The following is a 25,833-nucleotide window of genomic DNA, read 5'->3' on the forward strand; positions in this document are numbered from 1 at the left end:
CATCACTTGCTCCTTGTCAATTCGTCACCAGCGCCACGCCGGTGCCGGTCTCCCCAAGATTGATCGCCTGAATCGAGAAAGGGCCAGTCCAGATCGGATTGACCCGGCAATAGAGGGTCACGTTGCCGGACATGTCCTGACAGGCCAGGCCTCCATTTTCATCGAAGACCTTGAGCGCCAGCGGAGTCGCCGAATCCCGGCGCATCCCGATCACCTTGGGTTCGCCCCCGCGAAACGTCGCGCGGACGGTCCAGACCGTCTTGGCCGGCACATATTGGGTGGTGCGGATTGAGTTGCATGGACACACGATACCCTTGCCCGCGTCGGCACGGGCGGTCTCGATTTCGGCAAGCAGATCCGCGTCGCCCGCGGCGAACTGGGCCGCCTCGGCAAAGAGATCGGCGCCGGTCAGCGGCTTGGCGCTGCCCTCCGCCTTTGCCCCGCTGTCCAGCGTTCCCTTGTCGGTCCCCTCCTTGACCGGAGCGGATTCGACAATCTTCGCCGCGACGATCATCGCGCGCGCATCCTTGGTCGCGCGCGCATAATCGGCGAGGCGATAGCCGAGCACCAGCGCCTCCGCAGCTTCTGAGCCTTCGTTATCGGGTAAAATCTTGGGTGCCGGATCGGCAAGGTCGCGGATCTGGGCCGTCGCGGGTCCAGCGGCGAACAGGGATGCAGTCGATATCACGGCTGCCAGCAGAAGTTGCCGGGCGGTGATCAGAGTCCGGGAGCGCATCACGTCCTCCCCATCGACGCGCGGCAAGGCCGCTGCGTGCTTGAGAAAGCTACCGCCCCGGGATAAGTCCGCACCCCGGGGCGAGCAGCCGTTTCGCTTAGTTGGTCACCAGCGCAGCGCCGGTGCCATAGGCACCATAGTTGATCGTCTGGACCGAGAACGGGCCGGTCCAGATCGGGTTGACGCGGCAGTACAGCGTCACATTGCCCGACATGTCCTGGCAAACCAGATTGCCGTTCTCGTCGAAGATCTTCAGGCCGACCGGGGTCGCCGAGTCACGGCGCACGCCGACGACCAGCGGCTCACCGCCACGGGCAGCGAAGCGGACGGTCCACACGGTGTTGCCGGGGACATACTGGACGGTGCGAATTGCGCCGCCCACGACACCGCGCGATGCTTCGGCCTGAGCTTCCTCGACCGCAGCGACAATGTCGGCGTCACCCGCAGCGAGCGTCTTCGCCTCGGCGAACAGGTCGGCTGCGGTGGTCACCTTCGCGGTGCCGGTACCCTTGCCGGTGCCTTCGATCTTGCCCTTGTCGGTGCCTTCCTTGACGGTGACCGAGTCGACCATCTTGGCGGCGACGATCATCGCGCGCGCATCCTTGGCGGTGCGGGCATAGTCGGCCAGGCGATAGCCCAGCGCCAGCGTGTCGACAGCCTTCGAGCTTTCGGTCGCCGGCACTTCCTTGTCACCGAGGTTCGTGCCCTTCTTGTCCTGCGCGACCGACGGCGAGGCCAGCATGCTTGCGGCAACCAGTGCCATCGCCATCTTCTTGTTGAACTTAACCATTACCTATGTCTCCTCACTCTCCGGGCCTGCTCCCAAGCCGGCCTCGCGAACTGATCCCTCGATCAGGCAGGTTCTTCTTTAATGTGGCCCCCGCCCGCGCGACACTAACAGTTTCAGTCCTTGTTTCCATATCAAACTTGCCGCGAAGTCTCTGATTCGTGACAGTTTAGAATGGCTTTCGCCACTATTCGGGCGGTTTCCGGTTACATGAACGCGACTCCCGGCCCAAGCCTACCCAAGATGGGAATGCGCCGGGACTTGCCCGGCGCATCCCAATCACCGTTCCAGCTTGAGCTGTACCAGGCTGTTGCCGCGCGCGACGAACAACACTGCGCCACCCGCGATATTCTGGAAGGCGCGGGCAAGTTCCGCAGCGCTCTGGACTTGCTCGCCATTGACCCCGACGATGATGTCGCCGACCGCCAGGCCCGACCGCGCCGCAGCCGAACCGGGCTGAACCGTTGCGACGACCGCGCCGCGCAGCTGCTGTGGCACCTTGTCGGTCGCGTTGACGTCGCGGAACGTCGCGCCGAGTGCCGCCAGTCCTGCCCCGCCGGTCGAAGGCCGCGTGACCGCAACCGGCCGGGGTGCCTCGACCGTCACCTGCGCCGTCCCGGTCGAGCCGCCGCGCCGATAGCCAAGCGCGATTGTCTTGCCCGGTTCAAGCACGCCCAGGATCGCGGTCAGGTTGCCCGGGCCCTCGATCGACCGGCCATCGGCGGAGGTGATGATGTCGCCCGACTTGAGGCCCGCCCTGGCCGCCGGACTGTCGGGCGAGACTTCGGCAACCAGCGCGCCGCGCGTCGATCCGCTGCCCGCCGCCTCGGCGGTGACCGGGCCGACCGTCACGCCGATCCGCCCGCGCTTGACGCTGCCGTTGCGGCGCAGCTGGTCGGCGACCGCCATCGCCATGTTGATCGGAACGGCAAAGGCGATGCCGCTATTGTCCCCTGACTTGGACCAGATCGCAGTGTTGATGCCGATCAGCCGCCCGCGACTGTCGATCAGCGCGCCGCCCGAATTGCCACTGTTCACCGCCGCATCGGTCTGGATGAAATCCTGAAGCCCGTCGCCGATTCCCGTGCGCCCCAGGCCGGAGATCACGCCCATGGTCAGCGTCTGGTCGAACCCGAAGGGGTAGCCGATCGCGAAGGCGAGGTCGCCGACCTCGATCCTGCCACTGTCGCCCACCTCGATCGCGCGCAGCCCGGTCGCCTTGACGCGGAGCAGCGCGATGTCGGTCTGCGGATCGCGGCCGACCACCTCGGCATCGACGACGCGGCCGTCATGGAGCTGGACCTTGAACGCGGTCCCCTTCTCGACGACGTGGTTGTTCGACAGGATTTCGCCGCGCGCCGCGTCGATGATCACCCCCGACCCGCTGCCGATCGGCTGGGGAGCGCCCTGCGGTGCCTGACCCTGCGGTCCCGCCTGCGCCGATGTCGTCTGCCCCCGGAACGGATCGCCTTGGCCTTCGCGCGACGCGGTGCGCTCGCCGTCCTGCTGCTTGTGGCCGAGCACGATCACCTTGACCACGCTCGGCGCAACCGCCTTGAGGTCGCGGGCATAGCTATAGACGCCGCGCTCGCTGTCATAGGGTGCGGTCTGTGCCGCCGCGCTCACCGTGAGCGGCGGCGTGCCCAGCATCGCGATGGCGGCGACCCCGGCGAGCAGCCGTCCGTGAAAACTAGACCTCATCATGTCCCCTTTCCCTCTGGTTCTGATCTACATCGTCCTGCGCGGGCAATGTGATTTCGATGCGAAACCCGCCCGCGCGATTGAAAGCATGAACATTGCCGCCCGCGCGCAGCGCGACGGTGCGGACAAAGGCGAGCCCCAGCCCGTGGCTGTCCGCCCCGCCGCTGGAATAGCCGGGCTCGAAGATCCGCTCGGTCCGGCTCGGTTCGATCCCCCGGCCCGTCATTGTCGACCGCGACGGTCACCGTATCGTCCGATCGCGTGACCGCACAGCGGATCGTCGATTCAGGGGTCGCGAACTTAACGGCATTGCCCAGGACATTCTCGACCATCCGGTCGAACAGGTCACCCGCCACGCAGACCCGCGCGTCGACCGCGTCCAGTTCAAACTCCAGATCCTTGTCGTCACCCAGATAAACGAACATGTCGTCGATCAGCTGGCGGATCCGTGCGCCGGGATCGACACTGTCCGCCTCGTGCCGTCGCGACACTTCGGCGTCGATGATGCCGAGCAGCATGCGGCAGCGCTTGTCCATCGTCACCAGCTTCGCGTCGGCGTCGGCGATCAGCGGCTCGCCCGGCACCTTGAGCGCGAGCGCCTCGAGATGCTTGCGCGCGACCATCACCGGCCCGCGCAGATCGTGCGCGACATGGCGGTGGAGCCGCCTGAGGCCACCGATCATATCCTCTGACCGCGCCAACAGCGCGTTGAGATGCTGGGCCAACAGCCGAAACTCGGGTTGGCCCTCGTCCACAGGGGCGCGCTCGGCAAAGCCGGTGCGGTCGGCGCGGTCGAGCAGGGCGTTGAACGCATCGAGCCGGGTACGCCACCCGCGCATCAGCGCCCAGGCAAGCAATCCGGCAAGCAGCAGGAAGCCGAAGCCGACCCCCGCGGCAAGCAGATAGGCGCGCGTCACCAGCCGTGGATCGGGACTGAATATCCGCGCGCTCAGAAACGCGCGGCCATCGCCCAAATCGACGACGGTGCCGACTGCGGTCGCATCCGCGCGCTGGCATGCGGTCCCGGCGGGAACGCGCAAGCGCACCTCGCCCTTGCCCGCCGGCCAGTCGAGCCGGGGCGTGCCGGTCAGCGCACCATCCGCTCCGCGATAGAGGAACAGCGCCCGCGCCCGCTCGCCGCTGTCGCAGCGCCCGCCATCGGTCGCCTGTGACGCGCGCGCCGCGACCATCGTCAGGATTTCGGCATCGCGCTCCTCGACGGACAGGCCCGGGGCAAGGCTGTCGATCTTGCTCGACAGCACCGCCGCGTCGGCCTGCGCCCGCACCATCGCCACCTCGCGCGCGTTCATCGACACCATCTGCAACAGGCCGAGCGTCAAGCCGACCAGCGCGACGGCGGCGAGCGCGCCGATCACCAAAGTGGTACGAAGCGGAAGCCAGCGGAGCATGCGAACTAGCGGCCACCCTCCATACCCGCCAGGTTGCGCAACGCGAAACCCTGCGCCCAGATATTGGTCACCAGCGGATGGCAGTCGTCCGGAATGTCCGGGCATTGCCGCTTGAGCGACTTGCGCAGCCGCTTGATTGCCTGATCGACGGTGTTGGCGAACTCCTCGGGGAAATGGCTCCACCCCTTGCCGATCCAGCAGCGGTCCCACAGCATCGACTGGCTCAGCGGATTGCCACGTTCCTTGTACAGCTCGACCAATATGTCCGCCTCGCGGCTGGTCAGCTGGAGCAGACGTCCGTTGCACCGCACGTCCTTGGTATCGGCATCGACCTCCAGCGGCGCGCAGGTCCACCCCTTGCTGCGCATCGTCGGCTTGCGGCGGCGCAGTTGCGCGGCGACACGCGCGACCAGTTCCTCGCTGGTCGCGGGCTTGGGCACATAATCATCGGCACCGCGCGCGATCAGGCCATGGATGCGCTGTTCCTCGCCCCCGAGCAGCGAATAGACGAGCGCGGGAACATCGGGATCGGTCTTGAGACCATTGGGGCGACGGCGCACCCGGTCGAGCACCTCGAGCCCTTCGATCCCCGGATTGATCCGGTCGAGCACCAGCACGTCATAGGCGTTGACCTCCAGTGCCGCGAGCGCGGCGTCGCCGGTCTCGAACAGGTCGACACTCTCGCACCCGGCGGCTTCCAGCGCGGCCTTCATTTCCGCGCCGATCTCGTCCTCCAGGATGAGTGCGCGACATCCGGCAAAGGTGTCGGCAATGTTCTGCGCGGCTTCAGCGTCCAGTCTCAACTTACTCATCGTCACACCCTCCGTCACAACGGTCCCCGCGGAAAGCGGCGCGGCACGCCGGGGCGCCGAGCCTTGGCCGCTTCGGCGCTGAGCGGGAGCGCGACATGCAGCGTCCCCTGTCCCGCGCGCTGGATGCGCAGCACCGCCACATCACGCTTCGATGCCTTGATCGCGGCCATTGCCGCAGCCGCGTCGCGTGGCGCGACGCCATCGACCGCCAGCAATTCGTCGCCCTCGTACAAGCCATACATCTGTCCGATCGAAGCCTCCTCTACCTTGCCGACCAGAACGCGCGCACCATCCGCACGCAGCGCGAACCCCAGCGTGAACGGCCCTGCGGCAGCCCCGCTCATGTCCATGGCCAGTGCCGCGACCTTGCCGCGCTCGCCGGCGAGATCGTCGTCGGCCTCAAGCGGGACCGCGAGCGCAACCGACTTGCCGTCGCGGACGATCTCGACCCTGACCTTGTCGCCGGGCTTGCTGTCGATCAACGCCATCGACAGATCGCGCACGACCTCCATCTTGCGCCCATCGACGCTCAGCAGCAGATCGCCGATCTTGAGCCCGCCGCGCGCCGTCGCACCATCGCTGACCGCATCAATGATCAGACCCGTCTTGCCCGGAGCGCCCAGCGCCTCGGCCATCCCGGCATCCGCGCTGCTCGCGGTGACGCCCAGCCGGCCGCGCACGACCTTGCCATCGGCGACAAGCTGGGGTGCGATCTTCGCTGCCAGTTCGGCAGGAATCGCAAGGCCAATGCCGATGTCGAAGATGGTCTCGGGCGGCGTTGCCGTATTGATACCGATCACTTCCCCCTCCTCGGTGATCAGCGGCCCCCCACTGTTACCCGGGTTGAGCGCCGCATCATGCTGGATGAAGTTCACCGGCCATGCGACGTCATAGGCGCGGTCATAACCGCTTATGATCCCGGAAGTAACCGAGAAACGGTTGCCCATCGGGTTGCCCAACGCGAAGACCTTTGCGCCCAGCGGCAACTTGGATGACTTCGCCAGTTTGAGTACCGGGAGTGGCCCGTCTGCCTCGATCTTGACGATCGCAAGATCGGTGCGCCCGTCACGTCCGATCACCTTGCCCTGGTAGCGCTTGCCATTGGCAAAGGTGACTTCGACCGTATCGAGTTTCGCGACGACATGCGCGTTGGTGAGGATCAGGCCCGAGGCATGGATCACGAAGCCGGAGCCGCCCGCCGCCTCGGTATCGCCATTCTGCTTGCGCGCGGCCTCGTCCTGCGGGCTGATCGCGACCACCGCCTTCATCGCGCGGTCGATGGCAGTTTCATCCTGGGCGGGCGCGGCCACCTTGGGCGTATCGGGCATCGCCGCTGCCCGCGCGGTGGTCGGGAGCGCAACACCAAGACAGAGCGCCGCGCCGAGGAACCAGCCGAGTGTGCGGCGGGTCAGGTTCACGGATGGATTGGGGTTCATGGAAGTTCCGGATACTGACTTCAGATGCCCCTTTCCTGTCATTTGGTTCAGGTGAAAGCGACGGTCAGGATCAGACGGACGGGGTCAGCGGGCGGGCTTTGCCAGGCTCCAGGCTGCGCGGACCTGATCGCGGAAAACATGCGTGAACCGCCCCATCTCCGCCTGTGCGCGGGTGTCGAATCCGGCCCCGGTCGCCATCCGCGCCAGCGCCTGGCCGCCCGCCTCGCGCAGTAGCGTCCGCGCCAACGGCAGCGCGCCGGATTGTCCGATCAGAAAGGCACCATAGCTTCCCCCAGCAGGATGCGCTGGACATGATCCGGACGGAACGCTGCACGCGCGTCGGCATCTGCGCGCGCATACCAGAGGCGCGCCTTGGCGGAATCGCCTTCCTGGTCCGCAAACGCCGCAAGGCTTCCTGCGGACTGCACGGCGATCTGTTGTCCTTGCACCCCGAGCGACTTTGCTGCTGCATAATTGGCGTCCAGTAGTGGTATCGCCTCACGGCGCCGACCCGCAGCGCCCAACGCGACCGCCAGATTGTTACGCGCCATCACCGCGCGCGCATGTGCGGGCCCGAAGGCGCGCTCGGCATAGCTCAGCACCTGGCGCTGCACATCGATCGCCTGCCCGGTTTCGCCGAGACGGGCGAGGACGGTCGCAAGGTTGGTCAGGATCGCGATCATCTCGTCTATATTTGCAACGCCGGACGCCTTGATCACTTCGACAGACCGGCCAAGCATCTCCGCTGCCGCCTCGATCTGGCCCGACTCCAGCAAGACAAGACCGAGATTATTATATGCCAGCCCGGTGAAATTGCTCGCCTCCCCAAAGAAGCGCAGCCGAACCGCGAGCGCCTCGCGCGCAGCTGCCTCCGCCTCGCGATATTCGCCGGTGCGGACCAGCAGGACGCTCAGGCCCGACAGGCTGTCGGCCAGATCGGGGCTGTCGCCCTCCGCGCGGCGCATCGCCACCGCCTCCCGCCACAGGGCGACCGATTCCTGCGTCCGATTCTGCTGCTCGAGGCAATGCGCCAGCGCCTCGCGCGACCGGATTGTCTGGCTCGCGCCCGGCCCCATCAGCGCCGACAGCCGCGCGATCGAAATGCGCAGCGTCGCCTCTGCCTCGGTCAGTCGTCCGAGCCGCGTCAGCGCCGCCCCTTCCATCATCCGGAACACCGCGCCTTCGATCGTGTCGCCTGCCATCTCGACCGCACGACGCGCGAGCGGCAGAGCCTCGGCGTGCCGACCAAGCATCACCAGATTGTTCGCGCGACGACCGATGTAAGTGGCGAGCGCCGGGTCGCCCGCCAGGATCTTCTCGGCACTCGCCAGCGCTGCGACGAACGCCGGCTCCGCCTCGCCATGCCGCCCCAACCGCTCCAGCGCGGCCCCCAGGGTGAGGTTGGCCAGCGTCGACATGCCGGTCGATCCGTCGAACGTCTCTCCGATCGCGACGGCCCGGCGCGCGACAGCCACCGCCTCCGCCGTTCGGCCAGCCTCGCCCAGGACGACTGCGAGGCTCGATACCAGCAATATGCAGGGGCGCTGTTGCTCGGGCGTCGCCGCATCTCCGCCATTCGCGGCAATACACGCTTTCGTATCCGGCTCGATCAGCGCGAGTGCCTTGCGCGCATCGCCCGCATCCATCGCGGCGTCAAATTCCGGGCTGGTCTGGATCACGTCGACCTCGACCGCTGCCGGTTCGGCATCCTGGATGGTCAGCGCGGCGGCGGCGAGCAGCAATGGGTAGATCATCCCGTCCCCCTCGCAACGAGCTTCGCGCTCCGGACCGATCAATGCAAGCGCTACACGCCGGGATCGGTGGACTGGAATATCGTGCTGGGGCCGCCGTGCCGGTATCTATCGCGCGCTGGCGGCACCGCGTACCGGCCCGATCAGCCAGGCCAGGACGATGCCGAACAGGAAGTTCGACGTTCCGACCTCGATCGCGTGAACCAGCCGGACATCGCCCGGCATATATGGATTCTCGGGAAGCAGCGGGGCGATGCCCCCGATCACCGAAAAGGCAAGTCCCAGCACCAGCGGAGCAGCGCGCGGACCGGTACGCAGCCAGAGCCACGCCGCTGCGACGAAGATCAGCGCACGCGGCACCTGCAGCAGTGCGACCAGCCATTGCGGCGGCAGCATCTCGGGCGTGTAGAAATGCGCGAGATGGGGCCAGGCGATCGTCCCGGCCGTGAAATAGAGGACGATATAGGCGGCTATCACGCCGAGCAGCCGCAGCGGCGTGGCCCTGAGTGCGACCGTCGCCGAACCCGCGCCACGCCAGCGGCCGAGGATCGTCACGGCGAGCGCGGCGAACAGCGCCAGCACCACCAGCATGACGCCCATTGGCACCAGCGCCTCGCGCAGCGGCATGACACTGAACACCACCGCCTCGATCAGCGTGTTGAACTGGCCGACGACCCAGGCCAGCGCGAGCAGCGCGGTCGCAAGCGGACGCCCCCGCGCGGGTGAGACATAGCCCGCCAGCGCCATCGCCGCGAGGGTGAGCAACAGGTATAAAGCGACCATCATTGTTCGATCCCTTTTGCCAGCAATGTCATGTGCCGCCGGGTGAGCGTCCGGGCCGCGGCGAAGGGCGGACCTTCGAGCACCCAGATCGCGCTGATCCCGAAATGCATCGTCTTGAACGACATCACCTGCTCGTCGATCGAGACCGCTTTCCGAGCGCCGGCCCGCGCCAGCAGCCGTGCAAACAGCGCGCCGAGCGCCTCGTCGAGCTGCGCCTGGAACTCGGCCAGCTCATAGGCGAAATGATCCGCCGCGAAGACGCGCGCCATGAACGCGCGGACGAATGCCCGATACGGCGGCTTTCGCTCGAGCAGGCACCATGCCGCCGCATCCAGCGCATCGGCGACGCTCATTCCGTCCGCCGGGAGCAGCGCAATCGAATCGAGCGCCTTGCGGTCGATCTCGATGAGGAAGGCGACGGCGATGTCCTCCTTGGCGGAGAAGTAATTGTAGACGGTGCCTTTGCCGACATCGGCGGCCGCTGCGATCTCCTCGACCGTGACCGCCTCGATCCCGCGCGCCGCAAACAGGTCGCACGCCGATTCCATGATCCTGGCACGGGTACTGAGCCGCTTGCGCTCGCGAATTCCGACCATGGTCATAAATGACTATGGTCACTTTTACTGGAATGGGTCAAGGGTCGCGCAATTTAGTAACATTTGACACCAAATGCCGCCGGGGGTGTAACGCGGGATCAACTTCTGCGGAGTCCTCGACATGACCGATCCGACCAATCCCCTCGGCCTCAACGGCTTCGAATTCGTCGAATTCACCTCGCCCGATCCCGATGCGATGGCGCGCCAGTTCGAGCAGCTCGGCTTCGTTCCCTCGCATCGCCACCCGACCAAGAATATCACCCGCTTCAAGCAGGGGCGCATCAACCTGATGCTCAACCGCGACGAAACCGGCCGCGTCGCCGAGTTCCGCGCTGCGCACGGCCCCTCGGCCAGCGCGATGGCGTTCCGCGTCGCCGATCCGGTCGCCGCGATGGAGTGGGCGCTGAACAACGGCGCGCAGCGCACCGCCGAGGACGACACCTGCATCATCGGCATCGGCGGCTCGTATCTCTACTTCATCCAGGACGGCACCGACCTTTATGCCGATTGGGAAGAGATCCCCGGCTGGCAGCAGGCGGAGGCGGACAACAATGTCGGGCTGGACCTGCTCGACCACCTCACCCACAATGTCCGGCGTGGCCAGATGCGGGTGTGGTCGGAATTCTACAAGACGCTCTTCGGGTTCGAGGAACAGAAGTACTTCGACATCAAGGGTCAGGCGACCGGCCTGTTCAGCCAGGCGATGATCGCCCCCGACAAGGCGATCCGCATCCCGCTGAACGAAAGCCAGGACGACAAGAGCCAGATCGAGGAGTTCATCCGCGACTATAATGGCGAGGGCATCCAGCACCTCGCGCTGACCACCCCGGACATCTACGACACGGTCGAGCGGCTGCGCGCACGAGGGGTCAAGCTGCAGGACACGATCGAGACCTATTACGAGCTGGTCGACAAGCGCGTCCCCGGCCATGGCGAGGATCTGGAGCGCCTCAAGAAGAACCGCATCCTGATCGACGGCAATGTCGGCGATGAGGGCATCCTGTTGCAGATCTTCACCGAAAACATGTTCGGCCCGATCTTTTTCGAGATCATTCAGCGCAAGGGCAATGAAGGTTTCGGCAACGGCAACTTCCAGGCACTTTTTGAGTCGATCGAACTCGATCAAATCCGTAGAGGGGTGATCAAGGTCGACGCGTAACGAGGTTGGAGAGGAGAGCCGGGACAACCGGCCCCATACCTTCCGAAGGGGGAAGGAACGCAGGAGGATGAGGGAGGCGGCCTGAGACCGCCCCCTCATCCGACTAGTCGCCAGAGCGCGCTTTAGGGTCTGACCTATGACCGACTATTTCCCGGGTTTCGGCAATCACGTCTCGACCGAGGCGGTCGCGGGCGCACTGCCGATCGGGCGCAATTCGCCGCAACGGCCCGCTTACGGCCTCTATGCCGAGCAGCTTTCCGGCACCGCCTTCACCGCGCCGCGGCACGAGAATCGTCGCAGCTGGCTCTACCGCATGCGCCCGAGCGCCGAGCATCCGCCATTCGAGCCCTATGAAGGCGCCACGCGCTTCGTGCCGCAGCCGGACCCGGCTCCGCTCGCGCCGAACCGCCTGCGCTGGGGGCCGATCGCCGATCCCGCGCCTGGCACCGACCTGATCGATGGCATTACGAGCATGCTGGTCACCCGCGACCCCGCCGATCTTGAGGGCGTCGCGGTGCATCGCTACGCCGCCAATGCCGATATGGACCGCCGCGTGTTTTTTGACGCCGATGGCGAACTGCTGTTCATTCCGCAGGCCGGGCGGCTGACGCTGCTGACCGAACTCGGACGGATCGACATCGCGCCCGGCCAGATCGCGATGATCCCGCGCGGCGTGCGCTTCCGTGCAGTGCTGCCGGACGGCGAAGCGCGCGGCTATGTCGCGGAGAATTACGGCGCGCTGTTCCGCCTGCCCGATCTCGGCCCGATCGGTGCCAACGGCCTTGCCAACCCGCGCGATTTCGAGACGCCGGCGGCGTGGTATGAGGATCGCGACGAAACTTTCGAGGTCGTCCAGAAGTCGCTCGGCCAGCTGTGGACCACGACGATCGACCACAGCCCGCTCGACGTTGTCGCATGGCACGGCAACCTCGCGCCGTGGCGCTACGACCTGGCGCGGTTCAACACGATGAATACGGTCAGCTACGACCATCCTGACCCGTCGATCTTCACCGTGCTGACCTCGCCCAGCGACGTGCCGGGACGGGCGAACGCCGATTTCGTGATCTTCCCGCCGCGCTGGATGGTGGCCGAGGACACGTTCCGCCCGCCCTGGTTCCACCGCAACGTGATGAGCGAGGCGATGGGGCTGATCCACGGTGCCTATGATGCCAAGGCCGACGGCTTCGTTCCCGGCGGGCTGTCGCTCCACAATCTGATGGCCGGCCACGGTCCCGATGTCGCGAGTTGGGACGGGGCGAGCAACGCCCAGCTCAAGCCGCACAAGATCGAAGGCACGATGGCGTTTATGGTCGAAAGCTGCTGGCCCTATCGGCCGACGCAGTTCGCGTTGGAGACGGCGCAACCGGACTATGACGCGGCCTGGGCGGGCTTCCCGAAGGCGCAGTTGCCCGGGTGAGCGAGCGGCTGACGCAGACCCCGCCCGGCGTCCGGCTGGGCCCGCTCGATCTGATCGCGGACGGTGCCGCGCGGAATTTCGTGCTGGAGATGAAAGCGGGGCGATTCCACGGCTTTGCGGTGCGCGAGGGTGACGCGGTTAGCGGCTATGTCGATCGCTGCCCGCATATGGGTTTGCCGCTGGCACAGCAGCTCGATGCCTATCTCACCGATGATGGCGGCATGATCCAGTGCAGCTGGCATGGCGCGCTGTTCCGGATCGAGGATGGACAGTGCGTCGGCGGCCCGTGCGCTGGTGCGGCTCTCACGCCCTGGCCGCTCGAAGTCCGCGACGGTGCGATCTTCACCGTCTAAGCCGCCGCCGCGTCATTGTCGGCGGAGATCGGTTCGGGTGTGTCGTTCCCCATCAGGGCGTCGGTAAACAGCTTGCGCCACCATACGACATCCTCCGCCTCGACATTGTCCATCATCGACCGCCAGCGCCGCTTGCGCTCCCCCAGATCCATGCGCAGCGCCTGCATGATCGCGTCGGATACCTCGTCGGCGCTATAGGGATTGACCAGCACCGCGTCCTTGAGCTGCGCGGCCGCCCCGGCAAAGCGCGACAGGATCAGCACGCCGGGATCCTCGGGATCCTGCGCCGCGACATATTCCTTCGCGACCAGATTCATCCCGTCGCGCAACGGCGTCACCAGCCCGATCCGCGCCGCGCGGTAAATGCCCGCCAGCACGTCGCGCGGATAGCCCTGGTTGACGTAGCGGATCGGCACCCAGTCGACATCGGCATAGGCGCCATTGATCTGCCCCGACAGCCCCTCCAGCGCGGTGCGGATCTTCTTGTAGCTCTCGACGGCCCCGCGCGACGGCGGCGCGATCTGAAGCAGGAACACTTCCTTGCGCTCCTCGGGATGTTCGGCGAGGAAGCGCTCGTAACCGGCGAAGCGCTCCTCCAGCCCCTTGGAATAATCGAGCCGGTCGACCCCGACGATCATGTCGCGCCCTACCGCGCTGTCGCGCATCCGGCGATAGGCGAGCTTGGCGGCGGGAGTCGATGCTCCCGCCACGAACTCCTTGCAGTCAATCCCGATCGGCGCGACGATCGCGCGCAAGGTGCGGCCATCCAGTTTTAGCGTGTCCCCCTCGACGGTGGCACCAAGTTCATAGGTCGCATAGTCGCGAAACGACTCCAGCCATTCTATCGTGTGGAAGCCGACCAGATCATAGGCGAACATCGTCCGCACCAGTTCCTGCGCCTCGGGCATCGTCGCAAGCAACCGGCGCGGGGGCCATGGGATGTGCAGGAAGAAGCCGATGCGGTTCTTGACGCCGCGATCGCGCAAACACTGGCCGAGCGGGAACATGTGATAATCCTGCACCCACAATATATCCTCACCCTCGACCAGCGGGCGCAGCGTGTCGGCGAAGCGCTCATTCACCCGCTGATATCCCCCGGCAAAGCCGCGCTCATACTCGGCAAGGTCGATGCGGTAGTGGAAGAGCGGCCACAACGTCCGGTTGGCGTAGCCATTATAATATTCCTCGATATCCTGTTCCTCGAGGTCGACGGTCGCGGTGGTCACGCCCTGCGCGCGCTGGAAGTTGATCTGGCCGGTAAACTCCTCGACTGTCTCGCCCGACCAGCCGAACCAGATGCCGCCAAATTCGCGGATCGCCGCCTGCAATGCCACGGCGAGGCCACCCTGCGCACCGGCATGGGAGTCTTTGGGCGCGGACACGCGGTTGGAGATAATGATCAGGCGGCTCATCTTATGGCGCTCCAGGGTTTGCTCAGCAGGACGGCGCAGTTGATCATGCCGACCAGCGAGTAGGTCTGGGGGTAATTGCCCCATAATTCCCCAGTGACGGGGTCGATATCCTCGGACAGCAGCCCGGCGGCTGTGCGGCGCTCGAGCATCTCCGCGAACAGCGCGCGCGCATCGGCGTCGCGCCCGGTGAAGTGCAGCGCTTCGATCAGCCAGAAGGTGCAGACGTTGAACGCGGTTTCGGGCAGGCCGAAGTCATCCTCGGTCGCATAGCGCAGCATATGGCTGCCGCGCCGCAAGCCCTGTTCGACCGCCTCCAGCGTACCGCGAAACCGCGCATCGTCGGGCGCCATGAAGCGCAGGTCGAGCAGCTGGATCAAGCTGGCGTCGAGATCGTCGCCGCTGAAGGTCGCGGACATGCGGTTGGTGTCGGGTCGCCACGCCGCATCCTCGATCGCACGACGCATTCGGTCGGCGCGTTCCTGCCAGACGCTGCGCTCGCTTTCCATGCCCAGCCGCTCGGCAGCATTGGCGAGGCGGTCGCACGCCGCCCAGCACATCGCGGCGGAGTAAGTGTGGACGCTCTGGCGCGTGCGCAGCTCCCACAGTCCGGCATCGGGCTTGTCGAACAGTTCGACCGCACGCTCGCCGACCCGTGCCAGCGCGTCGAAATCCTCGCGCCCCGCCATGCGGAACAGCCGCTGGTCGAAAAACGCCTGGACGTTCGACAGCACGATCTGGCCATAGGCGTCGTGCTGGACCTGTTCATAGGCAAGGTTGCCGACCCGCACCGGCCCCATGCCACGATAGCCGGCGAGGCGCGGTGCCTCGCTCTCGATCAGCACGCATTCGCCCTGCACGCCGTAGAGCGGCTGGATATGCCCGCCCTTGGCCTGATCGACGATGTTGCGCAGATAGGCGAGATAGCCCTCCAGCACGTCGAGCGCACCGACACGGTTCAGCGCCTGGACGGTATAATAGGCGTCGCGGATCCAGCAGTAGCGATAATCCCAGTTCCGCCCGCTGTTCGCATGTTCGGGGATCGAGGTGGTGAGCGCGGCGACAATCGCGCCGGTCTCCTCATGCTGGCACAATTTCAGCGTGATCGCGCTGCGGATCACGACATCCTGCCATTCGAACGGCGTGGCGAGCCCGCGCGCCCAGTTCTGCCAGTGATAGCGGGTATAGTCCGCCATCTCATCGACTGTCGTCGCAAGGTTGCCGGCGAAACTCTCGTCCGGACCGAGGAAGAAGTGCAGTGGTCGTTCGACCCGGAAGCAGCGCTCATCCATCAGCAGCCCTACCGGAGCGTTCGTCGACAGCCGCAGCTGCATGCCATCGAGCAGGTAGCGGATATGGTTCGATCCCGCCGTGGTCAGCACCGCCGGATCGCCCCAGTTGCGCGTCGGGCGCAGGCGGACACAGATACGCGGCGATCCCGCCACCGGGCGCACGATCCGCGCGAAGGCGACCGGGCGGTACATCCGCCCCAGCCGCTCGAACCGCGGGCAGAAATCGGTGATCTCGATCGCGCTGCCGTTGCTATCGGTCATCCGCGTGATCAGGATCGGGGTGTTGGTCAGATAATGCTGCTCGACGGTGGCGCAGTCCTCCAGGTCGATCGCCCACAGTCCGACCGCATCGTCGCTGCGCGGGTCGCGACCATCGAGCAGCGAGGCGAAGAGCGGATCGCCGTCCACCTTGGGCACGCACGCCCAGACGAAGCGTCCGGTGCGGTCGATCAACGCGCTGACCTGGCAGTTGCCGATCGGCCACAGGTCGAGATTGGGTTTCATGCGGCGTCCTTCACGATCATCTCGAGCCAGCGTAGCGCGGCGGCGACATCGGGCAGGCGATAGACCGCCTCGGTCTGGCGCACCGGGCCGACCAGCACCCCTGCGCCGCCCAGCCGCGCGGCGGTTGCAAAGCCGGGCTCGTCGGTCAGGTCGTCGCCAAGAAAGATCGGACGCGAACCGGCAAAGGGCGGGCTCGCCATCAGCGCAGCGATCGCACGGCCCTTGTCGCCCGGCGCGCGCAGTTCGAACACCATCTTGCCCCGTTGCAGCGTCAGGCCGGTCGACCCCGCCAGTTCCTCGGCAAGCGCGCGGCACGCCGTTTCGGCATCGGGCGCGCCGCGATAGTGAAGGCCGATGCCCAGCGGCTTTACTTCGACCAGCACGCCCGAAATCGCGTCGGCCAGCGACCTGAACCGCTCGGCCACCGCATCCAGCGCAGCCGGGCGCTCCGGTGTCACCGCCGCTTCGACGCCGCGCAGTTCCGCGCCATGGCTTCCGACAATCGGGCAGCCTGCACCGCCGAACAACAGGTCGATCTCTTCCGCGCCGCGCCCGCTGACGATCGCGACCCGCCGGTCGAAGCGTGCGCCCAGCGCTGATATCAGTCCGCGCAACCGCGCATCGACCTCTATCGCGTCGGGTCGTTGTGCGATTTCCACCAGCGTCCCGTCAAAGTCGAGGAACAGGCTGGCGTTGTTCGCCAAATCCATCGGCGGCGGTGCCAGCAGCGCCGCCGTGTCCATTTCCGCTAGCTTGGGCATCACAGGGGCAATGCATCCGGAACGCAATCGTTCCGAATTTTCTGCTGCAATGCGGGAGAAACCCGATCAGGCCGGTTCGCGCACCCGCGCCGGTTCGGGGTTGGAAAACTCCATCCCCGCATCGATCCCGCCGAATTTCAGGTCGATCAGGTCGAGCGTGTAATTCTGGTGCACCCGCCATGGGCGCTTGTCGCCCTGCTTGGGGAAGCGATCCATCGCGCGCTGGACATAGCCGGAGGTGAAGGTCAGGAAATTCTCCTGCGTCACATCCGCCCCGACGCGTGGCGTCACCTGTCGCATCCCGCGCTTCTTCATCGCGTTGAGCAGGCGACAGACATAGGCACAGGTCAGGTCCGACTTCAGCGTCCAGCTGGCATTGGTATAGCCGAATGACGAGGCGAGGTTCGGAATGTCGGAATACATCATCGCCTTGTAGCCCAGCGATTTCGCCGGATCGACGCGTTGCCCGTCGACGCTGAACGGAACTCCACCCATCAGCTGCATGTCGAGGCCGGTCGCCGTGACGATGATGTCGGCGGGCAGCAATTCGCCCGATTTGAGCCGGATGCCGCCCTTCTCGAACCGTTCGACATGATCGGTGACCACCGACGCTTTCCCCTCACGGATCGCGGCGAACAGATCGGCGTCGGGGACGAGGCAGATGCGCTGGTCCCAGGGATTGTAGCTGGGCGTGAAATGCGTCGCGACGTCGTAATCCGGGCCGAGCTCGTCGCGGACCATCTGGACGATCCGCTCTTTCGTCTTCTCGGGTTTCTTGCGCGCGATCCGGTAGAAGAACTGGCCGAGTGCGATATTCTTGGTCCGCGTCAGGCGATAGGCGATGCCGCCCGGCAGCTTCCGCCGCAGCCAGTTGGCGATGCCGTCCTCGCTCGGCCGCGAGACGATATAGGTGGGGGAGCGCTGGAGCATGGTCACATGCGCCGCCGCCTTCGCCATCTCCGGCACCAGGGTCACGGCGGTCGCGCCCGACCCGATCACGACGACACGCTTGCCCGCATAATCAAGCCCCTCGGGCCAATGCTGGGGGTGGACGATCGTCCCGGCGAAATCCTCGCGCCCCTCGAAATGCGGGAGATAGCCGGCCTCGTAATTGTAATAGCCCGAGCACATGAAGAGGAAGTTGCAGGTGAACTCGACCCGCTCCTGCTCCGGCCCGCGCGCGACCGTCACTGTCCAGTGTGCGTCAGGCGTGGACCAGCTAGCCGCGACGACGCGATGCTGGTGGCGGATATGCCGGTCGATGCCATGTTCGCGCGCGGTTTCGTCGAGATAGCGCAGGATCGACGGCCCGTCGGCGATCGCCTTCGCCTCCGTCCACGGCTTGAAGCTGTAGCCGAGCGTGTACATGTCGCTGTCGGAGCGGATGCCGGGATAGCGGAACAGGTCCCATGTCCCGCCCAACCGCGCGCGCCCTTCGAGGATTACATAGGAGCGGTCGGGGCAGTCGCGCTGGAGAAAATAGCCCGCGCCGATCCCGGATATCCCGGCGCCCACCACCACCACGTCGAAATGCTCGGCCATCGCGCTCTCCCGGCGGCGATACTTACATGCGTGTAAGTTGAGCGCAATGGGGCGCGGTCATTCCCGGTCGGTGGGGCAGAGCGCGACGCTGGCGGTGCGCTGGTCGATCAGCAGCGCGAAATTCTGGAGCGCATGCGCGCCGACGAGCAGTTCGGGAAAGCGATCGGACACGCGCACTTCGACATTGGCAAGCGATGCTGCGCCGATCCGGAACGGGCCGGCAACGGTCGCGCGATCGGTCTTGATCGTGGTGTTGGTCAGACTGCCCTCACCGCTTGCCGTGACCGCGCCGCCACCGATCCGCTCGAACAGCGACTGGGGCAGGACGAACGCGACGTTCGCTCCGGTATCCAGCTGTCCCTCGACCGTCACCGATCCGATCGTCACCGGCACGCGGAACGCGCGCGCATAGCCGAGCACGCCGGGCGCGTCGCGTCGCAGTCCTGCCGTGCGGGTGAAGGTCAGGCGCCGATTGGGATAGTCGATCACGAGCAGCCCGTCGGCGAAGAAGTCGCGCCCGATGATCCCGTCGAACGCCGCTTCCTTCGACATGCGGCCATTATAGTCGCGGGTGATGACACTGAGGTCGCGGCGCGCAAGCCCGCCGAGTTCGAGCGACGCCAGGGACACCGTATCGACCTGTGCGGTGGCAACCCCGTCCGATGACTGCCCGCTCCCGGTGACGGTCAGGCCGAGCGCGGCCACGAGCCGTGCATCGGCGCGTCCGAGACCACTCGCCCCGGTATCGACTGCAAAGCGGAACGGTCCCTTTCCGTTGACGCGGGCGGTGACGTAGATGCGGCCATCGACGGTTTCGAACGGCACGCTGATCACCGCCCCCGTGCGCGCCGTTTCGGCAAGCGCACAGACGATCGGAGTATCCGCTGCATGCGCTGGCGCAACGCATGCGCCGGCCAGCGCCACAGCGCCGCTCCAAGTTCCCGTCCGCGCCACGCTTCCCCGCTCGATATCAACTGTATTAGTCGACCATGACGCTTGGGGCTGGAGGGTCAATAGTCTTTCGAATATTTGAGACCCGCCCGCGATCCGCCGAACGATCCGGTCGCGGACAACAGGCTGAGCGCGCGGGTCAGCGCGATCTCCAGCTGCACCGCCGTGAAACCGCGCGCGTCCGTGATGATCTCCACATAGATATCGTCGGTCAGATATTGCCCCGCCGCCAGTGCCATGCCGCGCCCGGTGGTGTCGTCCTCGCCCAGGATGCGCAGCCGATCGATCCCCGCCGCCGAACGGAGCTGGCCGAGCGGGTTGAGGCCGCCGCCGCTCGCGCGTAGCGAGTTCAATGCAGCGGCGAGCTGGATCGCTTCGGTCGCCGAGAGGTTGGTGACCGAGCTGCCGAACAACAGGCGCGAGAGCACCTCGTCCTGCGGCAGACTTGGGGTCGAGCTGAACGCGATGCGCGGCACCTGTCCGCTGCCCGTGATGTTGATGTTGGCAGTGACACCCTCGGCAGTGGTGCTCGCGCCGATATTGATCTGCGGATCCGCGAGCGGCCCGCCTTCGAAGCTGACGATGCCGCGGGTCAGTTCGAAGCGGCGGCTGGCGAAGCTGTAGGTGCCACGCACCACCCGCGCCTCACCGGTGACGATCGGCGCGGCGGAGGTGCCGGTGACCTGCATCCGCGCGCTCCATTCGGATTCGAGGCCCATGCCGTTCACGAACAGCCGGTTGTCGGCAACGACACTGACATTGAGGCGGAAGATCCCCGCGGGCCTCACCCGCGTCGGACGCTTGCCGTCTTCGGTCAGTTCGCTCTTGCGATAGACGCCGGTGAGCTCGGGGACCTCCGCAGCGCCTTGCCGGATAATCTGATAGCGCGCCTCGGGGATGATGATGCGCCCCTCGATCAATCCGCCATCGAGCCCGTTGGTGATGCGCAATTGCCCGGTCGCGGTGGCACCGAGCGCATTGCTGCGGGCGAGGCGCGCGTTGCGGAAACGCACGGTCAGGTCGATCGGAAACCCTTGTTCCGCCGACAGGCCGATCGTGCCCGAGCCGGTCAGGCGGCCATTGCCCGCCACCGCCTCAATCTGTTCGATCTCCAGCGAGTCATTGTCGAAGCGCCCCTGCACCGCCATTTGCGACAGCCGCGTGCCCCAGGTCTCGTTTTCATAGGTCAGCTTTTCGGCGCGCAGCTGTCCCGCGAGCTGCGGCGCGCGGACCTGGCCGGAGAAATCAGCGGCGACAGCGATCGGGCCGGCCAGGCTCTGATCGGCGAACCCGGCCAACGAGAACAGCACCGAAGACGGGCCGTTGTAGCGGATGCCGCCCGAGAGCGGGGCCGCGAGCAGCCGCGTCGTCCAGCCGCCCGCGCCTGGTCCGAGCGGCTGGAGACTGGCAACCATCCGCCCGATCGTCGTGTCACCGCGCTTGATCAGCGCGCGCGCATCACCGCCATCAGGCAGCAACCGTCCGACGAACGCGATGTCGACGGGCGACGACACGCCGCCCAGGCTCGACCGGGTGAAGTCGTCGACGTTGAGCCGCGCGATCGCCTGCGGGAACGTCGCGTCGCTGGCCTGGCTGAAATCGAGTGCGCCGGTCACCGTGCCGCCCAGGCCAGCGGTACGCGACAGCGCGTTGGCGAGCGACAGATCAAGCTTGTCGAGCCGCGCCTGCACGCGCAGCCCCTCCCCCCAATTGCCCGACAGCCGCATGCTGCCCTTGTCGAAATCGATCCGCGCGGGGGGCAAGGGTGTAGCTCGATCCGCTCACCGCGATCTGCGCGGGCTGCGCCGTCTTGAACCCGATATTGTTTGCCCGCCCGGCCAGCGCGACGCGCCACAGCTCCGGTTCGAACCGGGCGTTGGCCGCGATGCGGAACGGGACGGCCGAAGATCCTTCGGCAAAGGCCTGTGCGCTGCCGCGACCGCCGCGATAATCGATCTTCGCCCGCGCGCGGGTCAGCGTCATTTGCGCGTTGCGCAGGTTCGCCACTTGCGCCTCGCCGGTAATCGCGGGCGCGTCGTCATAGAGAATCGCGGTGCCGTTGATGAGCGCGCGACCGATCGTCAGTTCCATGTCGCCCGGGATCTTTGCGTTGTTCGCGGTCGCCCGGACCACCGCCTGCTGATATTTGCCGGCCGCCGACAGAGCGACAGACCCGTCGAGTCCTGACCCGACAAAGGTCAGGTCGCCATCGAACGGCCCTGCCGCAGTCTGGACCAGTTCACCCTTGAAATCCGCCCCGGCAAAGCGCCCGCTGCGCACGTCGATCTCAAGCCGCGCACCGGTGCGAAGCAGCACGTCGGCGGTAAACGGGCCGTAGCTCGTCTCACCCTTGGCATCGACCGCATAGACGCCATCGTTGCCGACCACACGCGCCTGAAGATCGGCCAGACCGACGCCGAGCCCCGGACGCGGCGCGCGCAGATTGATCACCGGCTTCGCCATGCTGCCGGTCACCCGCGCCGTGATCGGGCCATAGGCGTTCGACCAGGCGTCGGCGGTCAGGCTGAGCGGCCCGGCGGGGTCGTAGCGCCCGGATCCGCGGATCACGCGGAACAAGGGCGCGGCGACCTTCAGATCGCTGAACCGCACGATCCCGTCCGGCCCGAAATCGAGCGACACCCGCGCCACCGCATTGCCACCGAGGAAACTGCGCACGCCATCGCTGAACAGCCGCGTGCTGCGCCCGACGATCCGCCCCTTGATCCCCCAGCCGCCCTGTGCGGCGGCGTAAAGATCGGCGTCGGTCTCCAGATTGACGATGCCGATGCCGTCGATCTCGTAATCATTGACCCGGCCCCTGAGCGCACCGGTGTAACGGCCCGTGCTCACATCGGCGGCAAGAATTGCAGTCGCGTCGATCCGGTCGGACCGGATGCGCAGATTTTCCGACAAGATCTGGTCACCGGTAATCGCGAGATCGCCGGCCAGCGTGACATTGGTCAGCAAGCCCCCCGCCGCCGCGTTGAGGCCGGAAATCCGCGCTGCCTGCGCCCTGACCGGGATCAGGATACGGTCGGCGTTCACCGTCGCCAGACCTTCGGCATAGAGCCGCTCGACAACGGTCTCGCCAAATCCCAGCGCAGCGGCCTTGATCTTGTAATCGACCGTCGGGGTCGCGAACGGGCCGTTGAGCGCGACTTCGCCTGCCACCGACCGACCATTGAGATTGGGGGCGATCGCGCCGGGGGTAAGCAGCATCGCCTCGACCCGGAACTGGTCGAACCGGCTCTGGCCAAGGTCGATCGTGCCGCTGGTCATCAGCGCCATCGCTCTTGACCGCAGCCGAAGCTTCGTGTCGGCGCGGCGCTGGTCGAGCGTCGCGTCGAGCGCGACCTGCATCCCGCCCGCGCTCAGCCGCTCGACCGGTCCCTTGAGGTAGAGACCGGGCTGCGCCGTCCCCCGCACCTGAACCGTACCGCTCCGCGCGGCGATGCGCAGATTGGTGAGTTCGTCGTTGCCCAGCCGCCCGATTGCGCGCCCCTGCCAGTTGGACCAGCTGCCCGCGCCGCGCAGTTGCACCGCAAGCGGCGCTTCGAGCCCGGCGAGCCCCGCGACCAGCCCGCCGACCGGCGCGTTCAATTCCGCGCGCAGGTCGAGCTTGTCGTCGTCCGGCACCGCATCGAGGACGAGCGCCAATCGGTCGCCACCCGATGTTCCGAGCGTCCGCCCATTGACGATCACCCGCGCGCGGCGATCAGCGATCTTGGCCTCACCGGCCAGCGTCGCGACGTGCCGACGGCCCGCGACCGGTGCCTCCAAGACCAGCCGGTCGATCGACAGCTTCGCAATGTCGATATCGAGATCGGGCAAATACGGCGCATTGGGATCGCCGGGTTTCAGTTCGGGCATCCGCGTCACGCGCACCAGCGGGCTGGTTGCCGAGCGGATATCGACATGGTTGTTGAGGAACGCGAACGGACGCCAGTCGACCGCGACCCGCGGCGAAGTCACGAACACGCCCTTGGGGTCGCTCACCCGCACGTCGCGCAGCACCATCGCGCCATAAATCGAACCCTCGATCCGCCCGACTTTGACGTTGAGGCCCGATGCCGTGGTATAGGCCGCCACCCGGTCGGCGACGAAACGATGCCCGACCCCCGTATCGAGGATCGCAGCTGCAGCGAGCAGCAATGCGACCAGACCGCCCAGTCCGATCGCGCCCCACTTGGCCACGATTTGCCACGTCGGGCGCTGCACGACGACAACTTCGGGCGCGGGTGCTTCGTCGGTCATCAGAACGCCTGACCGATCGAGATATAGAGCGCGATCTTGCTCTCACCTGGCTTTCGCGCGATCGGCGTCGCGACGTCGAGCCGCATCGGACCGAAATTGGTGTAGAAGCGCCCGCCAATCCCTGCGCCGAACCGCAACCTGCTGAGTTGCGGCATGGAGTCCTCATAGACCTGTCCCGCGTCTAGGAACGGCACGATCCCGAAATTGCCGAATCGATAGCGCGCCTCGATCGCGAATTCGTTGAAACTGCGCCCGCCGATCGGCTTGTCGTCGGGACCGCGCGGGCCAAGTTCCTGATAGCCAAAGCCGCGCACCGATCCGCCACCCCCGGCGTAGTAGCGCCGTGACGGGGCGAGGTCGTTGCGGTCAATCCCCTGGATCGTCCCGAATCGTGCCCGCCCGGCGAGCACGATGCTGTCGGTGACGGGGTAATAGATCGTCCCCTCCGCCATCGCCCGGGCATAGGGTCGCGCGGTGCCGCGCACCGATGTTTCGGGACTGACGTTCAGCTTCAATCGCCAGCCGCGCGTCGGGTTCAGCAGATTGTCCGACTGATCCCACCCGGCGAACAGCGGTAGCGCTGCGATGAAATAGACCCCCCGCTCACGCGCGCCGCGCGCAAAGTCGAACCGGTCCTCGCTCGTGCCGACCAGCTCGACGCTATAGGCATAGGTCAGCTTCTTCTGCCAGATCGGGGTCGAGTCGTAGGAAACGCGCGCCGACAGCGTGCCGGTCAGGCCGGTGAATGCCGCGACATCGGAACGCAGCGCGGACGCCACGATCTGAAACGTCCGGTCACGCCGTCCGGCATTGGATCGACGGAAGGTCGCCGACGCGCCCTGTTCCTGCGTGCCGAGCACTCCGGTCGCGATCAGCGCGCCTTCGGGCGGGAACAAGTTGCGATGAGTCCAGCTTATCTCGGCCCGGAACCCCTGGCCGGTGCTGAAGCCCACTTCGCCCGCCAGGGTACGCGGCGGCCCCTTGGTCTGTCGCACCAGCAGGTCGACCGCCTCGGTGCCGTCGGAATTGGCTTCGCCGGTCTTCACCGGCTCGACCGAAACGGTGGAAAACAGGCTGGTTGCGATCAGCGCGTCGCGGAGATCGTCGACCTTGCGGCTGTCGTACAGATCGTCCCGGTCGAACCGGGTCAGCACATCGATATGGTCGGGCGCGAGCACCGGATCGCCCTCAATGCGGATCCCGCGAAAGCGCGCGCGCGGGCCGATGCTGACCGGGAGCGTATAGTCCCCGGTGCGGGTCGTCTCGTCGAGCAGGATGTCGCGCTGACCGACTTCGGCAAAAGGATAGCCGGTCTGGGGCAGCGCGACACTGACCGCAGCTTCCGCCGCCTGCACCCGCACGGCATCGATCGGCTCACCCGTTCGCAGCTTCAGATTGTCGGCGATCAGCGTCGCCGGCACGGTCGGCTCTGCCTCGACCCGAATTTCGCCCAACGTGTAGAGCGGCCCCGGCACCGCGGCGACCGTCGCGGTTACCGGCCGATCGCCCTGCGGCGTCTGTTCGATGGTCGAGACGGCGGTCGCATCATAATAGCCGAGCGATTTCATCAGCCGCACCGCTAGCCCCTCATCCTCGCGAGCACGCGCGCCGATGATCGCGGCATTGGCGGCGACTCCGTCGCCGTCCTCCAGGGCGGACAGGTCGCGGAACTGATCCTCAAGCCCGATCTCATCCAGCCCGGTAACGCGGATGGCATAGCGGATCTCGACCGCCGCCTCGTCATTGCCCGCCACCGGCTCGGCAATGGGCGTGGTGTCGAATGCCGACAGCGGCGGCAGCGGCGCAGCGATCTCAGCCTCGCTGCCAGCATCGTCGAGCGGAGGCGCGTCCTCGATCGGCTCGATCGGGGTGACGGGGCCTGCCGGCGGCACCATCTGCTCCAGCGGCGCATCCATGTCGCCGGACAGTGGCGGAAGCGCCTCGGAAAATTCATCGTCGGCGACGATTGGCTTCTCGCTCTGCCCCTGCGCGCGCCGCTCGGCTTCGCGTTCCAGCGTCTTGGGGTCTTCGGCAGGCGCACCCTGACCGGGTTTCCCCGCGCCGCTGTCGATCTGCGCGCGCGCGATACCCGGATCGAGCGCGCTGCTCGCCAGCAGCAGAATCAACAGCCTCACGCCCGAAATACCCCTGACCTCCCAATGGGATCGCGCCATTTGGAG

20 protein-coding genes and 1 pseudogene are annotated in these 25,833 nt (G+C 66.4%); 3 read left to right on the forward strand and 18 right to left on the reverse strand.

Annotated features, from left to right (window positions below; genetic code table 11):
* Positions 1 to 16: 16 nt before the first annotated feature.
* From LRS08_RS05915 to LRS08_RS05960, 10 genes and pseudogenes are all read right to left on the reverse strand, one after another.
* Positions 17 to 736 (reverse strand): hypothetical protein, encoded by a 720-nt coding sequence (locus LRS08_RS05915; protein ID WP_257844524.1) that lies wholly within the window; start codon positions 734 to 736, stop codon positions 17 to 19.
* Between the two features lie 97 nt (positions 737 to 833).
* On the reverse strand, positions 834 to 1,526 hold the full coding sequence (locus tag LRS08_RS05920) for a hypothetical protein (RefSeq protein ID WP_257844523.1): 693 nt from the start codon (positions 1,524 to 1,526) through the stop codon (positions 834 to 836).
* Between the two features lie 276 nt (positions 1,527 to 1,802).
* The gene (locus LRS08_RS05925; RefSeq protein WP_260481442.1) at positions 1,803 to 3,227 is read right to left on the reverse strand and encodes a trypsin-like peptidase domain-containing protein; all 1,425 of its coding nucleotides are present in this window, start codon (positions 3,225 to 3,227) and stop codon (positions 1,803 to 1,805) included.
* Positions 3,214 to 4,738 (reverse strand): annotated as a pseudogene (locus tag LRS08_RS05930) (sensor histidine kinase). Before LRS08_RS05930 ends, LRS08_RS05925 begins: the two are co-directional and overlap by 14 nt.
* Positions 4,639 to 5,445: a response regulator transcription factor gene (locus LRS08_RS05935; RefSeq protein WP_257844520.1), complete on the reverse strand. Its 807-nt coding sequence runs from the start codon at positions 5,443 to 5,445 to the stop codon at positions 4,639 to 4,641. The pseudogene LRS08_RS05930 and the gene LRS08_RS05935 overlap by 100 nt, the downstream one beginning before the upstream one ends.
* Positions 5,446 to 5,459: 14 nt before the next feature.
* Positions 5,460 to 6,881 (reverse strand): S1C family serine protease, encoded by a 1,422-nt coding sequence (locus LRS08_RS05940; protein WP_260481444.1) that lies wholly within the window; start codon positions 6,879 to 6,881, stop codon positions 5,460 to 5,462.
* A gap of 84 nt (positions 6,882 to 6,965) precedes the next feature.
* Positions 6,966 to 7,127 carry a hypothetical protein gene (locus LRS08_RS05945; protein WP_257844517.1) on the reverse strand — a complete coding sequence of 54 codons (162 nt, stop codon included), beginning with the start codon at positions 7,125 to 7,127 and terminating at the stop codon, positions 6,966 to 6,968.
* A 23-nt stretch (positions 7,128 to 7,150) separates the two neighbouring features.
* A complete protein-coding gene (locus LRS08_RS05950) occupies positions 7,151 to 8,635 on the reverse strand; it encodes a tetratricopeptide repeat protein (RefSeq protein WP_260481445.1) in 1,485 nt (494 codons plus the stop codon).
* Positions 8,636 to 8,740: 105 nt separating this feature from the next.
* On the reverse strand, positions 8,741 to 9,418 hold the full coding sequence (locus LRS08_RS05955) for a hypothetical protein (RefSeq protein WP_257844515.1): 678 nt from the start codon (positions 9,416 to 9,418) through the stop codon (positions 8,741 to 8,743).
* Positions 9,415 to 10,017, reverse strand: coding sequence for a TetR/AcrR family transcriptional regulator (locus LRS08_RS05960; RefSeq protein ID WP_257844514.1), 603 nt, complete (start codon positions 10,015 to 10,017; stop codon positions 9,415 to 9,417). The genes LRS08_RS05955 and LRS08_RS05960 overlap by 4 nt, the downstream gene beginning before the upstream one ends.
* A 115-nt stretch (positions 10,018 to 10,132) precedes the next feature.
* Between LRS08_RS05960 and hppD the strand changes: the two genes are divergently transcribed.
* The 3 genes from hppD to LRS08_RS05975 all read left to right on the forward strand — a co-directional run bounded on the left by hppD (position 10,133) and on the right by LRS08_RS05975 (position 12,940).
* Positions 10,133 to 11,170 carry a 4-hydroxyphenylpyruvate dioxygenase gene (hppD, locus tag LRS08_RS05965; RefSeq protein ID WP_257844513.1) on the forward strand — a complete coding sequence of 346 codons (1,038 nt, stop codon included), beginning with the start codon at positions 10,133 to 10,135 and terminating at the stop codon, positions 11,168 to 11,170.
* A gap of 136 nt (positions 11,171 to 11,306) precedes the next feature.
* Positions 11,307 to 12,587 (forward strand): homogentisate 1,2-dioxygenase, encoded by a 1,281-nt coding sequence (gene hmgA / locus LRS08_RS05970; protein ID WP_257844512.1) that lies wholly within the window; start codon positions 11,307 to 11,309, stop codon positions 12,585 to 12,587.
* Positions 12,584 to 12,940 (forward strand): Rieske (2Fe-2S) protein, encoded by a 357-nt coding sequence (locus LRS08_RS05975; protein ID WP_257844511.1) that lies wholly within the window; start codon positions 12,584 to 12,586, stop codon positions 12,938 to 12,940. Before hmgA ends, LRS08_RS05975 begins: the two co-directional genes overlap by 4 nt.
* On the opposite strand, the gene LRS08_RS05980 is transcribed toward LRS08_RS05975, so the two are convergent.
* The 8 genes from LRS08_RS05980 to LRS08_RS06010 all read right to left on the reverse strand — a co-directional run bounded on the left by LRS08_RS05980 (position 12,937) and on the right by LRS08_RS06010 (position 25,827).
* Positions 12,937 to 14,352: a trehalose-6-phosphate synthase gene (locus tag LRS08_RS05980; RefSeq protein WP_257844510.1), complete on the reverse strand. Its 1,416-nt coding sequence runs from the start codon at positions 14,350 to 14,352 to the stop codon at positions 12,937 to 12,939. The genes LRS08_RS05975 and LRS08_RS05980 overlap by 4 nt on opposite strands.
* Positions 14,349 to 16,145: a glycoside hydrolase family 15 protein gene (locus LRS08_RS05985; protein ID WP_257844509.1), complete on the reverse strand. Its 1,797-nt coding sequence runs from the start codon at positions 16,143 to 16,145 to the stop codon at positions 14,349 to 14,351. The genes LRS08_RS05980 and LRS08_RS05985 overlap by 4 nt, the downstream gene beginning before the upstream one ends.
* Complete coding sequence (gene otsB / locus LRS08_RS05990; RefSeq protein ID WP_257844508.1) at positions 16,142 to 16,906, reverse strand: trehalose-phosphatase; 765 nt, start codon at positions 16,904 to 16,906, stop codon at positions 16,142 to 16,144. The genes LRS08_RS05985 and otsB overlap by 4 nt, the downstream gene beginning before the upstream one ends.
* Positions 16,907 to 16,972: 66 nt before the next feature.
* Positions 16,973 to 18,448, reverse strand: a complete 1,476-nt coding sequence (locus LRS08_RS05995) for an NAD(P)/FAD-dependent oxidoreductase (protein WP_257844507.1) — start codon at positions 18,446 to 18,448, stop codon at positions 16,973 to 16,975.
* 57 nt (positions 18,449 to 18,505) lie between these two features.
* On the reverse strand, positions 18,506 to 19,372 hold the full coding sequence (locus tag LRS08_RS06000; protein ID WP_257844506.1) for an aspartyl protease family protein: 867 nt from the start codon (positions 19,370 to 19,372) through the stop codon (positions 18,506 to 18,508).
* A gap of 86 nt (positions 19,373 to 19,458) precedes the next feature.
* Entirely contained in the window at positions 19,459 to 21,126 is a 1,668-nt protein-coding gene (locus LRS08_RS20030; protein WP_312026667.1) for a translocation/assembly module TamB domain-containing protein, read from the reverse strand.
* Positions 21,065 to 23,653: a hypothetical protein gene (locus LRS08_RS20035; RefSeq protein WP_312026668.1), complete on the reverse strand. Its 2,589-nt coding sequence runs from the start codon at positions 23,651 to 23,653 to the stop codon at positions 21,065 to 21,067. Before LRS08_RS20035 ends, LRS08_RS20030 begins: the two co-directional genes overlap by 62 nt.
* Positions 23,653 to 25,827, reverse strand: coding sequence for an autotransporter assembly complex family protein (locus tag LRS08_RS06010; RefSeq protein ID WP_260481446.1), 2,175 nt, complete (start codon positions 25,825 to 25,827; stop codon positions 23,653 to 23,655). Before LRS08_RS06010 ends, LRS08_RS20035 begins: the two co-directional genes overlap by 1 nt.
* Positions 25,828 to 25,833 lie beyond the last annotated feature (6 nt).

It is taken from the genome of Sphingomonas sp. J315 (assembly GCF_024666595.1).
Taxonomy (GTDB): domain Bacteria; phylum Pseudomonadota; class Alphaproteobacteria; order Sphingomonadales; family Sphingomonadaceae; genus Sphingomonas.

Bases quoted from the DNA above. Each gene is read 5' to 3' on its own strand.
- LRS08_RS05915 (WP_257844524.1), bottom strand. From the start codon at position 736: ATGCGCTCCCGGACTCTGATCACCGCCCGGCAACTTCTGCTGGCAGCC.
- LRS08_RS05920 (WP_257844523.1), bottom strand. From the start codon at position 1,526: ATGGTTAAGTTCAACAAGAAGATGGCGATGGCACTGGTTGCCGCAAGC.
- LRS08_RS05925 (WP_260481442.1), bottom strand. From the start codon at position 3,227: ATGATGAGGTCTAGTTTTCACGGACGGCTGCTCGCCGGGGTCGCCGCC.
- LRS08_RS05935 (WP_257844520.1), bottom strand. From the start codon at position 5,445: ATGAGTAAGTTGAGACTGGACGCTGAAGCCGCGCAGAACATTGCCGAC.
- LRS08_RS05940 (WP_260481444.1), bottom strand. From the start codon at position 6,881: ATGAACCCCAATCCATCCGTGAACCTGACCCGCCGCACACTCGGCTGG.
- LRS08_RS05950 (WP_260481445.1), bottom strand. From the start codon at position 8,635: ATGATCTACCCATTGCTGCTCGCCGCCGCCGCGCTGACCATCCAGGAT.
- LRS08_RS05955 (WP_257844515.1), bottom strand. From the start codon at position 9,418: ATGATGGTCGCTTTATACCTGTTGCTCACCCTCGCGGCGATGGCGCTG.
- LRS08_RS05960 (WP_257844514.1), bottom strand. From the start codon at position 10,017: ATGACCATGGTCGGAATTCGCGAGCGCAAGCGGCTCAGTACCCGTGCC.
- hppD (WP_257844513.1), top strand. From the start codon at position 10,133: ATGACCGATCCGACCAATCCCCTCGGCCTCAACGGCTTCGAATTCGTC.
- hmgA (WP_257844512.1), top strand. From the start codon at position 11,307: ATGACCGACTATTTCCCGGGTTTCGGCAATCACGTCTCGACCGAGGCG.
- LRS08_RS05980 (WP_257844510.1), bottom strand. From the start codon at position 14,352: ATGAGCCGCCTGATCATTATCTCCAACCGCGTGTCCGCGCCCAAAGAC.
- LRS08_RS05985 (WP_257844509.1), bottom strand. From the start codon at position 16,145: ATGAAACCCAATCTCGACCTGTGGCCGATCGGCAACTGCCAGGTCAGC.
- otsB (WP_257844508.1), bottom strand. From the start codon at position 16,906: ATGCCCAAGCTAGCGGAAATGGACACGGCGGCGCTGCTGGCACCGCCG.
- LRS08_RS05995 (WP_257844507.1), bottom strand. From the start codon at position 18,448: ATGGCCGAGCATTTCGACGTGGTGGTGGTGGGCGCCGGGATATCCGGG.
- LRS08_RS20030 (WP_312026667.1), bottom strand. From the start codon at position 21,126: ATGCGGCTGTCGGGCAATTGGGGGGAGGGGCTGCGCGTGCAGGCGCGG.
- LRS08_RS20035 (WP_312026668.1), bottom strand. From the start codon at position 23,653: ATGACCGACGAAGCACCCGCGCCCGAAGTTGTCGTCGTGCAGCGCCCG.
- LRS08_RS06010 (WP_260481446.1), bottom strand. From the start codon at position 25,827: ATGGCGCGATCCCATTGGGAGGTCAGGGGTATTTCGGGCGTGAGGCTG.